This window comes from Saccharothrix isguenensis (assembly GCF_052936305.1).
On sequence record NZ_CP193626.1, the window covers coordinates 3,861,793 to 3,876,416 of the forward strand.

8 protein-coding genes are annotated in these 14,624 nt (G+C 73.6%); all 8 read right to left on the reverse strand.

Annotated features, from left to right (window positions below; translation table 11 throughout):
* Nucleotides 1-89: 89 nt before the first annotated feature.
* Entirely contained in the window at nucleotides 90-767 is a 678-nt protein-coding gene (locus ACRAKI_RS17565; protein WP_447008177.1) for a DUF6875 domain-containing protein, read from the reverse strand.
* On the reverse strand, nucleotides 767-2,104 hold the full coding sequence (locus ACRAKI_RS17570; protein WP_447008178.1) for an FAD-dependent oxidoreductase: 1,338 nt from the start codon (nucleotides 2,102-2,104) through the stop codon (nucleotides 767-769). Before ACRAKI_RS17570 ends, ACRAKI_RS17565 begins: the two co-directional genes overlap by 1 nt.
* A complete protein-coding gene (locus ACRAKI_RS17575) occupies nucleotides 2,101-5,259 on the reverse strand; it encodes an amino acid adenylation domain-containing protein (RefSeq protein WP_447008179.1) in 3,159 nt (1,052 codons plus the stop codon). The genes ACRAKI_RS17570 and ACRAKI_RS17575 overlap by 4 nt, the downstream gene beginning before the upstream one ends.
* Nucleotides 5,256-11,003, reverse strand: coding sequence for an amino acid adenylation domain-containing protein (locus ACRAKI_RS17580; RefSeq protein ID WP_447008180.1), 5,748 nt, complete (start codon nucleotides 11,001-11,003; stop codon nucleotides 5,256-5,258). The genes ACRAKI_RS17575 and ACRAKI_RS17580 overlap by 4 nt, the downstream gene beginning before the upstream one ends.
* 137 nt (nucleotides 11,004-11,140) lie before the next feature.
* Nucleotides 11,141-11,356: an MbtH family protein gene (locus ACRAKI_RS17585; protein ID WP_447008181.1), complete on the reverse strand. Its 216-nt coding sequence runs from the start codon at nucleotides 11,354-11,356 to the stop codon at nucleotides 11,141-11,143.
* A gap of 403 nt (nucleotides 11,357-11,759) precedes the next feature.
* On the reverse strand, nucleotides 11,760-12,281 hold the full coding sequence (locus tag ACRAKI_RS17590; protein WP_447008182.1) for a hypothetical protein: 522 nt from the start codon (nucleotides 12,279-12,281) through the stop codon (nucleotides 11,760-11,762).
* 99 nt (nucleotides 12,282-12,380) lie between these two features.
* A complete protein-coding gene (locus ACRAKI_RS17595; protein WP_447008183.1) occupies nucleotides 12,381-13,175 on the reverse strand; it encodes an SDR family NAD(P)-dependent oxidoreductase in 795 nt (264 codons plus the stop codon).
* 37 nt (nucleotides 13,176-13,212) lie between these two features.
* Nucleotides 13,213-14,619, reverse strand: a complete 1,407-nt coding sequence (locus ACRAKI_RS17600) for a pyridoxal phosphate-dependent decarboxylase family protein (protein ID WP_447008441.1) — start codon at nucleotides 14,617-14,619, stop codon at nucleotides 13,213-13,215.
* Between the last annotated feature and the right edge of the window lie 5 nt (nucleotides 14,620-14,624).

Sequence of the window (14,624 nt, forward strand, 5' to 3'; positions counted from 1 at the left end):
GACGAAACCTCCCTTCCAGGGGAGAAGAAACAGGAACTGCCGGGCGCGAGCCCGACGGGAAATCCCCACCATTCAGGGAGGGGAGGTTGTCAAGGGGTGCTCCCGGAGCTGGTGAGTCGGTCGGCGGCGGCACGCACGTGGTCACGCAGGTGCGTGGGCACGCGGTCGCCGAATCGTTCGAGGTACGCGGCCACGGTGTCGTCGTCGTCCCGCAGGAACGGGAAGTCCGTCGGCACCATGTGCCGGATCGCGAGCAGCGGCACCGGGCTGTGCAGCGGCCGGAAACCGGGATTCCACAGGCCCGCCTTCTGCGGTGGGCCGGGGTGGAACTCGCCCAGCATCAACCCGTCCCGGGCGTACCGCGGCTTCAGCAGCTCCTGTGCCCGGTCGACCACGCCGTACTCGGTCAGGTCCGGGAACAGGATCAGCACCGTCTTGAACTGCGCGCCCGGCCCGTCGGTCGGCTCCAGCCCGGTGAACCAGTCGCGGTAGTGCAGCAGCAGCGCCGCCAGCTCGTCGGGGTGCTCCGGCCGGCCGGGGTGCACGGCCATGTAGAACAGGCCGCGCTGGAGGGACGTGTCGGTGAACGGGCACACCGGCCCTCGCCGCCCCAGGTCCGGGTGCGAACCGCACAGGTACTCGTCCGCCCACCGGAACACGGTCCGCAGCGGCAGTTCGTGCGCCGCGACGGCGTCCGGCAGCCGGGGCGCGGCGAAGTCCGCGGGCTCGACCAGGGGGTGGGCCTGGTGGGTCGGATGGATCAGCATCACGTCACCCGCCTTCCGGCTCGGGAACGGTGGGTCAACCCCGCCAGGGCCACGCCGGTCAACGCGGCCGTGACACCACCGAGCAGCCGGTCCTGGCGACGCGCCCTGGTGAGCGCTTCGCCGTAGGGGACCGTGGTGTGCGAGATGAGGGTGTAGAGCGGTACCCACGCGGTCGGGAACAACCGGTTCAGCGCCAGGTCGAGATTCTTGCGGAGGGCGAACAGCGGGGAGCGCACCTTGTCGCGCAGCTCCACGAAATTGCGCTTGGACAGCTCCGCCAGCACGTCCGTGTGCGGGCGGCGGGAGTCCTCGAACTCGGCCAGCGCCCGCGGCAGGTCGTGCGGGTGCGCGGCCAGGCACCGGTCCAGCACCGAGCAGTCCTCGAACGCGGCGTTCATGCCCTGCCCGAAGAACGGGTACACGGCGTGCGCGGCGTCGCCGATCAGCACCACCCCTCGTCCGTCTTCCGTGGTCACGTGCCACGGCGCGGTGCGCACGGTGACGAGAGAGGACGGCGGGTGCGCGAGGAACTGCTCCACCACGTCCGGAACGAGGGTGAGCGTGTCGGGGAACCGGCGGGCGAAGAACTCCCGCACCCGCCCCGGCTCGGTCAGCCCGGCGAACCCGTGCTCGCCCTCGAACGGCAGGAACACCGTCGCGGTGAGCGAACCGTCCACGTTGGGGTGCGCCACGATCAGCCCGTCGTCGCCCGGCCACACGTGCAGCGCCCGCAGCTCGGTGCGCGGCTCGCCGTCGTCGCCGGCCGGGATCAGCAGCTCCTTGTAGCCCCACTCCAGGAACTCCTGGTGCAGGTCCACCCGCCGGCCTCGCCCCAGGTGCGTGCGCACGGCGGAGAACGCGCCGTCCGCGCCGACGACGAGGTCGGCCGTGTGCACGGTCCGGTCGTCCGTGGTGACGGCGGCCCCGGCGCGGTCGACGGCGGTCACCCGGTGGCCCCAGGAGAACCCGACGCCGAGCCGTTCGGCCTCGTCCACCAGCGCCACGTTCAGGTCGTGCCGCAGCACGGAGTGCAGGATCTGGTCCTCCGCCAGGCCGTACGGCTGGAACCTCAGCGTGCCGTCCGCGAGGTGCACGGCCCGCCCGCGCATCGGCACCGTCAGCGCCGCCAACCGCTCCATCAGCCCGACTTCGCGCAGCGCCACGATGCCGCGTTGCGAGAGCCCCAGGTTGATCGACCGGCCTTCTTCCTTGGCGCCGGGGGCACGCGGATCGCCCCGCCGCTCCAGCACCCGCACGCGGAACCCGCGTCGGGCCAGGTAGACCGAGGTCAACGACCCGGCGAGCCCCGCGCCGACGACCAGCGCCTCCCGGCTCACGACTCGTCCTCGTCGACGAGGGTGCCGAGCAGTCGGTCGATCTCCGCGTCCGACAGGTCGTCCAGCTGGTCCAGCAGCGGCAGGGGACCGCGGGCAGCCGTGCCGCCGCCGAGGTTCGCGCACAGCTCCGCGATGGTCGGCGAGGCGAACAGCGTCGACAGCGGCAGGTCCACGTCCAGCGCGACGCGGACGCGGGCCAGCATCTGGGTCGCGGTCAGCGAGTGGCCGCCCAGCGCGAAGAAGTTGTCGTGCACGCCCAGCGGCGCGTCCGCGGGCAGGCTCAACACCTCGCGCCAGATCCGCGCCACGCGGCGTTCGTCCTCGTCGCGCGGTTCGACCCGCTCGACGTCGTCCGTGGTCCACACCGGATCGGGAAGCGCGTCCCGGTCGATCTTGCCGGTGCCCGTGCGCGGCAGCTCGGGCAGCACGACGACCGCCGCCGGCAGCATGTAGTCGGGCAGGCTCGCGGCGAGGTGCGGGCGGACCCGTCGACGCAGGTCGTCCTCCCCGACGTCGTCGGCGGGCACCGCGTACGCGACCAGTCGCACGTCGGCGGCGTGCGCGGACCAGGCCACGACGACCGCGTGCGCCACGTCCGGGTGAGCGCGGAGCACGGCCTCGATCTCGCCGGGCTCGATCCGGTAGCCGCGCACCTTGAGCTGCCGGTCGGCCCGGCCCAGGAACTCCAGCTTCCCGTCCGCGTGCCGCCGGACCAGGTCACCGGACGCGTAGAGCCGTCCACCGGGCGGGCCGAACGGGTCGGGGCGGAACCGCTCGGCGGTCATGCCGGGCAGCCCGTGGTAGCCCCGGGCCACGCCCGCGCCGCCGATGTGCAGCTCGCCGATCACGCCCGGCGGCACGGGACGCATCAACGGGTCCAGCACGTGCAGCGAAGTGCCCGTGACGGCCGGACCGAGCCGCACCGGGTCCGGCGCGTGCGCCACGACACCGGCCGCCGAGTACACCGTGGTCTCGGTGGGGCCGTAGCCGTCGATCAGGGTCGCGCCGTCGGCCTGGAGGTCGTCGGCCAGGTCGCGGGTCATGGCTTCGCCGCCGCTGATCCGCAGCCGCACGCCCGCGGGCACACCGCCCGCCGCGACGACCATCCGCCAGCTCGCCGGACCGCCCTGGACGACCGTCGCGTTCGCGTCGGCGATCCGTGCGCGCAACCGCGCGCCGTCCGCCACGTCGTCCGCCGGGATCACCACGAGCGTCGCACCGCTGATCAACGGCGCGAGCATCTCCACCGTGGACACGTCGAACGCCGGCGTGGTGAGGGACGCGAGCCGGTCCTCGGGCGTCAGCCGCATCAGCCCGCCCATCGCGCGGAGCAACGCGGCCAGACCGCCCTGGGTGCACCGCACGCCCTTGGGCTCGCCGGTGGACCCGGAGGTGTGGATGACGTAGGCCAGCATCCCGGGGTGTCGCGGCACGGCCGGCGGTGGCGTGTCCGCTCGGGACGCCACATCCGCCGTGTCCAGGTCGACTTCCGCCCACGGGCCGGTCAACGGTCCGGTGAGCGCCCGCGCCGCACCGTCCGTGACGAGCACCGGCACGTCGGAGCCGGTGGCCATCGCGGTCAGCCGGGCGGCGGGCCACGACGGGTCCAGCGGCAGGTAGCCCGCGCCCACGCGCCACGCGGCGAGGATGCCGACGACCATCGCCGCGCCCCGGTCCAGGCACAACGCCACCGGCTCGTCCGGCCGCGCGCCCGCTTCGAGCAGCACGTGCGCCAGGCGGTTGGCCGCCCGGTCCAGCTCGCCGCACGTGACCGCGCCTTCGACCGCCACCGCGTCCGGGTGCTCGGCGAGTGCGGCGAACACCAGGTCCGCGGCCGTCTCCACGGGCACGTCGACCGCCGGTTCCTGCCGCGAGCCGTCACCGAGCGGCAGTTCGGCGACCCGGTCGGCGGGGGAGGCGTGCACGGCGGCGGCGAACACCGCGTGCAGCGCGGCGACCGCCTCCGGCGTGAACAGCTCGGAGTCGTACTGCCAGCGGGCGGACCACCGGCCGTCCGCCTGCTCGACGGTCAGCGACAGGTCGAACTTCGCCCCGCCGTTCGCGACCGCCTCGGGCCGCAACGTGACCGGTCCCGCCGCGCGCGGCGCGGGCAGCGGCTCCACCCCGAACATCACCTGTACGAGTGGTGCGTGCGCGAGCGTCCGTTGTGGCGCGACGATGTCCACCAACTGCTCGAACGGCAGTTCCTGGTGGGCGAGCGCGGCCACGGTCGACTCCTCGGCCGCCGCGACGACCTCGCCGAACGTGGTGTCCGGGGTGAACGTCGCCCGCAGCGGCAGGGTGTTGGCGACGAACCCCACCAGGCCCTCGGTCTCCGGCCGGGTCCGCGCCGCGACCGGTGTCGCCACCAGGAAGTCCGCCTGACCGGTCACCCGGTGCAGCACGCACTGGAACACCGCCAGCAGCCGGGCGAACGACCCGTCGTGGACTTCCAGCTCCGCCCGCAGCTCCGCGCCCCGCCCGGTGGGCGTCGCCGGTCGCGGCCCGTCCGCCGGCAACGGCAGCACGGTCGGCACACCGTCCAGCGCTGCACGCCAGAACTCCGCGTCGGCGGCGAACGCGCCACCGTCCGCCTGTTCCCGCTGCCACACCGCGTAGTCCGGGTACTGCACCGGCAGCTCCGGCAGGTCGCACGGCGTGCCGGCGACCGCGGCGGCGTACAGCAGGGCCAGTTCGTCGAACAGCACCGCGCACGACCAGCCGTCCGCGATCGTGTGGTGCAGCACGAAGACCAGCACGTGCTCGCGCGGCGTGATCCCGATGAGACCGGCGCGCAGCAGCGGACCGTCGTGCAGCGCGAACGGCCTGCCGACCTCCTCGCGCACCACCGCGTCCACGTCGCTCGACGGCAGCCGCACCAACGGCACGGTCAGCGTCGCCGACACCACCTGCACCGGCACGCCGTCCTCGGCGGCGAACCGCGTCCGCAACGCCTCGTGCCGCGCCACCAGCGCGTTCAACGCCAGCCGCAACGCCTCGACGTCCAACGGGCCGTCGATCCCGACCCGCCAGCCGATGTTGTAGACCGGGCTCGCCGGCAACAGCTGGTCGACCAGCCACAGCCTGCGCTGCCCGGACGACGCCGGGAACCGGAACACCTCGTCCGCCCGCCCCTCCGGTATGACCGCGCTCACCGCTGTCCCCCCTTCTCCGGTTTCTCGGGCTTCCCCGGCCACCCTCTCCGGTCCACCGCGACGACCCTGAACTCCGCCGTGTGCCGCGAGCCCGCCGCGTCCGTCAACCACAGCCGGTCCGGGCCGGGCAGCATCTCGCCCACGCCCATCGGCGCGTCCGGCTCCTCCCGGTCCAGCGCCCGCACCGCGTGCGCGAACAACTCGACCGACGGCTGGCTCTCCAGGTCCACGTAGAACGGCTTGTGCTCCACCGGGCTCTTCACGAACACGAACCTCGGCATCCCGTGCTCACGGCGCCACGCCTGCGCCCGCAGGAACCGCGTCTCCTCGTCCGCGCCGAACGCGAACGCCGCCCGCGCGCTCGGCAACCGCCATCCCTCCCGCGCGACCACCAGCCGGTCGAGGCTGACCCTGGGCGTGTGCTCGCCGGAGGGAATCAACTTGAAGTGCTGCACCAGCTGAGCCATGATCTGGTCGCTCAGCAGCTCGACCAGGTCGACGTCCACCCGGCCGTCCCGGCTGCGCGCCACCAGCCGCCCGCCGCTCTCGGTCACCTCGCACGCGCCGACCGGCACCGAACCGCGCAGACCCGGCCCGCAGGCGTCGTGGCCGAACACGATCCTCAGGTCGTCCGGTGACACGAGCGCGTCGGCGAGCCGTTGCGGCGTGCCGCCTTCCTCGCGCGTGGTGGCCAGCACGATCCGCGGGCCGGCCATGTCGTGGCCCATCGCCGCGCGCAGCTGTGCCGGGTCCGGATGCTGCGACACGAACAACGCCGCCCGCATGGTGTTCACACCGGGGTGCACCTCGCCCAGCACCCACTGGTAGTCGCCCGCCCGGATCGCGTGCTCGTCCCGCGCCGCGATCAGCACGTCCGGGCTGTGCTGCACCGCCGCGCGCCACCCGGGCCGGGGCGCGGCGAACGCCTCCAGCACCGCGTCCCGCACGTCCGCGACCCGGAAGTGGAGGTCCCGACCGCCCGGGTGCGGGCCGAGCGCCTTGGCCCAGCGGCCCTGCAACGCCTGGACGAGCCGGCGGACCAGCCGTTCGTCCAGCCGGAAGATGGTGTCGTTGGCCCACAGCCAGAAGTCCGCCAGCCGCACCCGGTCCGAACCGGTGGCCGCCACCCGTTCGCGGTACACCTCGCGCAACGCCCGCCCGTACAGCGCCGAGCCCGCCGACGTGAACCAGCGCGCGGCCTCCAGCACCAGCGACAACGGCGACCACAGCGTGTCCACCAACGCGGGGGAGAGGGTGACGTCGAGGTCTCGCCGGCACTCCTCGTGCACCACCGTGCGACCGGCGTAGAACAGACCGGGCCGCCGCACCGCCGCCGTGCCGGTGATCGCGGTGAACTGCTCGTGCAGGACGCCGATCGCGTGCGCCAACCGGTCCGGGTCGCCCACGGCGGCGGCGACGGCGTCCCGTCCCTGCTCCACCTCGCGCAGCGCCTTCTCGGCTTCCGTCCGGAGCACCTGGTCGCCGATGGCCGCGACCTGGTCGCGCAACGCCGTCTCCGGCACCAAGGCCTCCGGCGGCACCTCCAACGACCACGCGATCCGCTTGGCCTGCCGCAGCCGCTCCAAGGCGGCGAGCACGTCGTCCAGCGGCCGGTCGAGGTCGTGCGCGATCGCGTCCGGCCTGCGCAGGCCGTCGCACGCGGCGAGCACGGCGGCGTCCACCGGGGGCAGCCGCACCGGATCGGTCATCGGGACGTGCATCGTGTCGCCCACGACCTCCACGAACGGCATCCGCCTCGGGATCGCCCACGGCCGCACGGCGTCGGTCGTCAACGCCTCGGCCAGCTGCTGCACCGCCCAGTTCTCCAGGTAGACCGTGCGGGAGCCGACCAGCCCGGGTCCGGGTTCCGCGGTGAGCCCGGCGGGCGCGTCGTCCTCGATCCGGGCCCAGCCGACCGGCCCGAAGAAGCCGATGGTGTCGTTCTTGGCGCAGTAGCGCTGGAGGTAGGCGACGACCGTGTGCTCCCAGCGCCGGTAGTCGACGTTGCGGGTGGTCGGCCGGTCGCCTGACAAGGCCCGGTGCAGCGCGTCCACGGCCGTCCGGAGGGCTGGCGGGTTCTGCCACGCCACCGCTTCGCGGAACCGGGGATCACCGCTGACCTCGCGCAGCACGTCGGCGGCGGCCTTGCGACCGGCCGCGAACCGGGCCGTGTAGTCGGCGAGCAGCGATTCGTGCCGTGCGGCGGCGTCGGCGGCCAGCGCCAGCGCCGCGTCCACCTCGCCGGTCGTGGGGGTCGCGGCTGCCTCGGCGAACCGTCCTTTCCGGACCAGCCGCCCGATCCGCCGCAACGCGGACCGACCTTCACCCTCGCTCTGGTCCTCCAGGTCCCGCAGCACGCGGAACGCCGCCCGCCGTGCCTCGCCCACCGCGTCCTCGGCCGCCAACACCGCCTCGGCCGCCCGTGCCGCGTCGGGACTCGCCACCGCCAGCAGCGGCTCGATGCCGAACCCCGTGCCCCGCAAGGCGATCCACCGCCACGCCGCCCAGTCACCGGTGCCGCCCGGCAGCACCAGGTGGTCCGCCACCGGACGCGCGGACGTGCGCTGGGCGGGCACCACGTACGCGGACCGGTCCCGCCGCGTGATCCCGGCCGACACGCCACCCCGCACTGCCCCATCCACCGCAGACGCGTCCACCACTGCCGTGTCCACCACCGAGGCGTCCACCACGGCGGCGTCCACCACGGCGGCGCACGCCGAAAGCGTCCGCGCCCGGTGCAGGTCGGCGACCGGCACGTCGATCCCGAACTCCTCGCGCACCCGGAACGCCAACCGCACCGCGAGCAGCGAATTGCCGCCCACCGCGAAGAAGTCGTCCTCTGCGAACACCTCCGGCGCGCCGAGCAGGTTCTCCCACAACCTCGCCAACCGCCGTTGCGTGGCGGTCGAAGGTCCGGTCCGGTCCGTGCCCCGCGCGCCCGGGACACGGACCGAACTCAGCGCCGCCCGATCCACCTTGCCGCTGCGGTTCAGCGGCAGCTCCGGCACCGGCACGTACCGCGCCGGGCAGAGGAAGGCGGGCAGCCGTTCCGCGACGTGCGCACGCACGTCCTCGATCTCCGCCGCGCCGGCCGGCACGACGTACGCGACCAGGTGCCTGGCCTCGCCGTCACCGCACGGCAGCACGGCCACGGCCGCGACCGCCGGGTGCTCGCGCAGCACGGCTTCGACCTCGGCCGGCTCCACCAGGAATCCGCGCACCTTCACCTGCCGGTCCGCGCGCCCCAGGAACTCCAGCACCCCGTCCGGCCGCCACCGGGCCAGGTCACCCGTGCGGTACAGCCGTCCACCCGGCACCGTCCCGAACGGGTCCGGCACGAACTTCGACGCGGTCGACGCCGGCGCGCCCCAGTACCCGCGCGCCAGCCCGTCACCGCCGGTGTACAGCTCGCCGGGCACACCCACCGGCACCGGCCGCATCCGCTCGTCCAGCACGTACACCGTGGTCCGCTGGACCGGCGTGCCGATCGGCACCGTCACGCCCACGTCCGCCGACGTCACCACGTGGCAGGTGGTGAACGTGGTGTTCTCCGTGGGACCGTACCCGTTGACCACCGGTTTCCCGCCACGCGCCCGGAGCGCCGCACGCACGGCGTCCGGCGCGAGCACGTCACCGCCGGCCAGCAACTGCTCGACGTCGGCCAGCAGTGACGGGTCGAGCTGGTGGAACAGCCCGGCGGTCAGCCACAGCACGTCCACCCGGTGCGCGCGCAGCAGGTCGGCCAGCACCGCCGGGTCGGGCGGCCCGGACGGCGCGGGCACCACCCGGCCACCGGTCAGCAGCGCGCCCCACACCTCCAGCGTGGTCAGGTCGAACGCGGTCGCGGACAGGTGCAGGAACGTCCGCTCCGGCCCGAACCGCCCGAACGTCGGCCGCGTCACCAGCCGCACCACACCCCGGTGCGGCACGGCGACACCCTTGGGTGTGCCGGTCGACCCCGACGTGTAGTTCACGTACGCCACGCTCAGCGGATGCGCGGGCACCACCGGAAACACCGGCGACTCCGCCCCCAGGTCCACTTCGGACAGCACCACCGGGGTCACGCCGCCAGGCAGCGCGCGCGGCCGGTCCGAGACCACGAGCGGCGTGCCGGACTCCCGCAACGCCACCGCGTCCCGTGCCGGGGGGTTGTCCGGGTCCAGCGGCAGGTACGCGGCGCCGGTCTTCAGCACGGCCAGCATCGCGGTCACGAAGTCGACGCCGCGGGGCAGGGACAGCGCCACCGGCCGGTCCACCCGCGCGCCCCGGGCCGCGAGCACGTGCGCCAGCCGGTTCGACCGCGCGTCCAGCTCCGCGTAGTCGAGCCACCGCTCACCGTCGAACACCGCGTCCGCGTGCGGTCGCAGCCGGACCTGCTCGGCGAACAGGTCCGGCACCGTCGCGTCGGCCGGGTAGTCGGTCGCGGTGTCGTTCCAGCTGTTGAGGACCTGCTCGGGGTCACGCGGCTCGGTCAGCTCCCGCACCGGGCGACCCGGCGCTTCGGCCATCCCCGCCAGCAGGTCGCGCACGTGCGCCAGCAGTGCGTCCGGCGCCCAGTCCGGGAACCGGCCGGTGTCGTGGATGAGCTGGAAGCTCAGGTGGGGCTCGGCGAAGGCGTACAGGGTCATCGCGTAGCCGGGGGTGCGCAGGATGCGCACCTGTCTGTCCTCGGGCGCGGACGGCCGTGCGGCCAGCACCGTGCCCAGTTCGCGGTGCTCGAACAGGACCAGGCTGCGCATCGCGTCGCGGCCCGCCTGGATCACCGACAGCGGGCACAGCTGGTGGTCGCGGGCGCGCACCGACCGTTCCCGGACCGATCGCAGCCAGTCGGCCACCGACGCGTCCCGGTGCACGGGCAGCCGCAGCGGCACGGTCGCCAGCAGCAGGCCCAGCATGTCCTGCGCGCCGTCCACGGTGCCGTGGCGGGCCGCCCTGGTCACGCCGAACACCGCCTCGTCGGCGTGCGCGTGGGTGGCCAGCACCAGTCCCCAGGCGGCCAGCACCACCGTGTTCACCGTGACGCCCGTGTGCGCGGCCAGCGCCCGCACCACCTCCGTCTCGGTGCCGGACAGGTCGAGCGCCGCGGTGGCCATGACCGGGGTGTCAGGCCCGGGGTGCTCCAGCGGCAGCGGACCGGACTCGGGCAGGCCGGCCAGTTCGGCCGCCCAGAACCGCTCGTCGGCCAGCCGTTCCGGGTGGTCGGGTGCGGTTCGGGCGTCGTACCAGCGGGCGTAGTCGCCGAAGTCCGGGCGCGGTGCGAACTCCAGCGGGCGACCGGCGAGCCGGGCCGCGTAGTCGTCGTCGATCTCGGCCAGCAGCATCGCCAGCGACCGGCCGTCCAGGATCGCGTGGTGGAACGTCGCGACCACCACGTTCCCGGGCAGCGCCACCACCCGCAGCGGCGCCGCGGACACCGGGTCCACCCCGGACCGCCGGTCGGCCGTCAGGAACCGCGCCAGGTCCGTCACCGAGTCGTCCACCCGCACCGGGACGTCGGCCGCCGGGCCCGGCCACTGCTCCATGCCTCCGTCCGCGCGCCACGCGAACCGGGTGCGGAGCAACGGGTGGCGTTCGACGGCGGCCCGCCACGCCGCCAGGTAGGCGGTGGTGTCCAGGCCGCGCGGCCAGTGCTGCACGCACTGGATGACGTCCGTCCCGGCGGACGGGTCCCGCAACCCGGCCGCGATCATTCCGCTCTGCAAGGGCAGGGCGGGTGCGAGCCGCGGCACCGAATCCGTGTGCACCAATGCCTCCCGGCGAATGTGTTTCGGGCGCGCATGACCGAATCGGCCACCGGGAATTACCGGGGGCATTTGCGGATGGCGGTACCCGCCCTATTTGTGCGGGCGTCAGGTAATGCGAGGGCGGAGTTCGCGGCGGGTCAGCCGCCGTGCGCGGCGATGTGGTCGCGGACGCTGCGCGGGCGCATGTCCGTCCACACCCGGTCGATGTGGGCCAGGCAGTCATCCCTGGTCCCCTTGGTGCCCTCGGGTCGCCAGCCCGGCGGGAGGTCCCGGTCGGCGAACCAGACCGAGTACTGCTCCTCGTCGTTCAACACGACCAGGAATTCTTGACTAATCGCGTTCCTGTCACTCATGCAGTGATCTCCTGCCCTTGGCGGATGCGGCCGGGCTTGCCGTTCACGCAACGTTACGCTTCGCGTCTCAGAATGAGGAATCCACTGAACGGTCGAACTGCTCATTAGATATGCGTGGCACGAACTATTCAACCTTCCTATGGCGTCGCGGACGGTGTTCGAGCGGTTACGCGGACGTTTCGCCGGCGGGAGTCCAGTCGATTCCCGGTCGCACCGGAATAGAATGCGTGTTATCGCTAACAGGTGAACGTGATACGGCCGAACAGCTCAAGGCGCCGCCTCCTTCCACACCCGCGCGCGTCCGAAAGAGTGACGAGCGCGGGCTGTTGAATTGAGGTCACTGCGAGTGTTAACGTTAACAACGTGGGCGCGGTACGTCGGCGGTGTACCGCGCCCATGCCTACTACCGGCTCGGCAGCTGGGCCAACGCGCGGCCGATGTCGTGCTCGACGACCGCAGGCATCCCGGCTCGGTGGGGGAAGTCGTCGTCCAGCAGCCTGAGCGGTCCCGCCACCAGCGAGAGGTACGTGGCCAACCGGTACAGGCGCAAGCGGGCGCGGTCGAGGTCGGGGTTCGCGAAGTGGCGGTAGTGGGCGCCGAACCGCAACTCCGGGAAAGCGTGGTCGGGGCCCAGCCGGCCGTGCACCAGACCGAATCGCGATCGCCGCGCGACGGCGGCGTGCCTCGCCCGCACCAAGTCCGCCAGTCGGTCCCGCACGGCGGCGAGTCGGTCGACCCTGTCGGCGGCCTCGGCGAGGTGGGTGAGCCCTTGGCGCAGGACGACGTCCTCGAAGGGGTCACGCGGCGTCGGGTCGGCGGTGTGGGCGTGCATGTCCCGCACCGCCGACCCGAGCTTGGCCGGCACGTCTTCGGTCCGCCGCGGATCGCGGGCCGTCAGGTCGTGCGCGCGCTCGAACAGCGCCAACCCCGTGGCGCGCTGGAACGGGCTTCCGCACGGCAGGACAGTGTCCGCTCCCGTCCGACGGCATGCCCGCCATGATCGCGCACGGGCACGCCGGCCGGCTCAAGGCAGGATCGAGTCGACGTAGCCGCCGTCCACGCGCACCGCCGCCCCGGTCGTCGCCGACGCCTGCGGGGACGCCAGGTACACCACCAGGTTGCCGATCTCCTCCGGCTCGATCAGCCGCCCCAGCAGGGACTGCGGCCGGTGCAGGCGCATGAACTCGCGCTGCGCCTCGTCCCACGGCAGCGAGCGGTCCACCAACTGGTAGACGAAATCCTCGACCCCGCCCGTGTGCGTCGGCCCGGCGATCACGCAGTTCACCGTCACCCCGCTGCCCGCCGCCGCCTTGGCGAACCCCCGCGACACCCCCAGCAGCGCCGTCTTGGACACCCCGTAGTGGATCATCTCCGCCGGGATCACCACGGCCGAGTCGCTGGCGATGTACTGCACCCGCCCCCACCCGCGCTCCACCATCCCCGGCAGGTACGCGCGCGTCAGCCGAACGGCCGCCAGCACGTTCACCTCGAAGTACCGCCGCCACTCGTCGTCGCTGATCTCCAACGCCGGCCGCGCGCCGAAGACGCCGACGTTGTTCACCAGCACGTCCACCTGGGGCAGCTCCGACGCCAACTCCGCCGCCCCGGCCTCGGTCGACACGTCCGCCGGCACGCCGACCAGGTTCGCCCCCGGTACGTCCTCCCGCAGCCGCGCCATCGCCGCGTCCACCGCCTCGGCGCTGCGCCCGTTCACCGCCGTCCGCGCCCCCGCCCGCGCCAACGCCGCCGCGATCGCCTCACCGATGCCCTGCGTCGACCCGGTGACCAGCGCCGTCTTCCCACTCAGATCCAGGTGCATGCCGACGATGATCGCGCAGCGGGCCCGAGCCCGCCGGTCACGAGTACAGCGCGCCCAGGAACTCGACCAACAGCCGTTCCCGCAACGCCGGACGTGCCGCAGCCAGCAGCGTGTTCACCGTCGCCATCCGCGCGGGCAGCCCGGCGTCCCCGGCCATGCCCGCCGCCGCGAGCAACCCGCCGAACTCCTCCGGGGTGAGCGAGTCCGGCTCCAACCCGCCGATGAACTCCAGGACCTCCGGCGCCACCGCCACCGCCACCGGCCCGGCCTCCACCGCCGCCTCCACCGACGCCCGCAGGTCGGCCAGCAACTCCGACTCCTGCCCGGAGTTCGCCGCCGTCACGGTCAGGTGCAGGTTCGCGGGGGAGGAGCGGTGGGCGAACTGCGGTTGCACGTACCAGTTCCGCGCCTTCATCTCGTCGGCGACGGTGAACACGTCGAAGTCGTCCCGTGACGCCGCGACCGCCAGCAACGTCGCCGAGGGCGAACCCAGCACCCGCAACCCCTCGATCTCCGCGATGCCCTCGCACAGCACCCGCGTGCTCTCCAACGCCCGCAACGCCAACGACCGGTACCCGTCGTCACCGATGTGCCGCAGCACGGCCCACGCCGCCGCCAGCGGTCCACCTGATCGGGTGGACTGGGTGGTCGAGTTGAGCATCGTGTAACCGGGCCAGGCGGCCGACGCGAAGAACTGCGACCGACGCAGGTCGGCCGACGCGTGCAGCAGCACCGACGTCCCCTTCGGGCAGTACGCGTACTTGTGCAGGTCCACCGAGATGCTGGTGACGCCCGGCACCGAGAAGTCGAACGGCGGCACGTCGGCCGCGTGCGGCAACACCCACCCGCCGATGCACGCGTCCACGTGGAAGCGCACCCCGCGCGCCGACGCGGCAGCCGCGATGTCCGCGATCGGGTCGACCACCCCGTGCGCGTACGACGGCGCGCTCGCCACCACCAGCACGGTGGACGGGTCGATCGCCGCCGCCACCGCCGCCGCGTCCGCCCGGAACGTCAGCGGGTCCACGGGCACCGCCACCACCCGCACGCCGAAGTAGTGCGCAGCCTTGTGGAACGCGGCGTGCGCGGTCTCCGGCAGCACCATCGAAGGCCGCTCGACGTCCGGCCGCGCGTCCCGTGCCGCCACCACCGCGAGCAGGCACGACTCGGTGCCGCCGGACGTGACCGTGCCGACCGTGCCCGCACCGCCGCCCAGCAGCCGCGCGGCCGTGCGCACCACGTCGTTCTCCAGGCGCAGCAGGCTCGGGAACGCGGTCGGGTCGAGCCCGTTCACCGACGCCGCCACCGCGTGCGCGGACGCGGCCAGGTCGTCCAGCCCCGGCAGCGCGCTGTCGTACACGTAGGCCAGCGTCCGACCGCCGTGCGTGGGCAGGTCACCGGCCCGCAGAGCACGCAGCTCGGCCAGAACGCCATCGGCGGACACGTCGG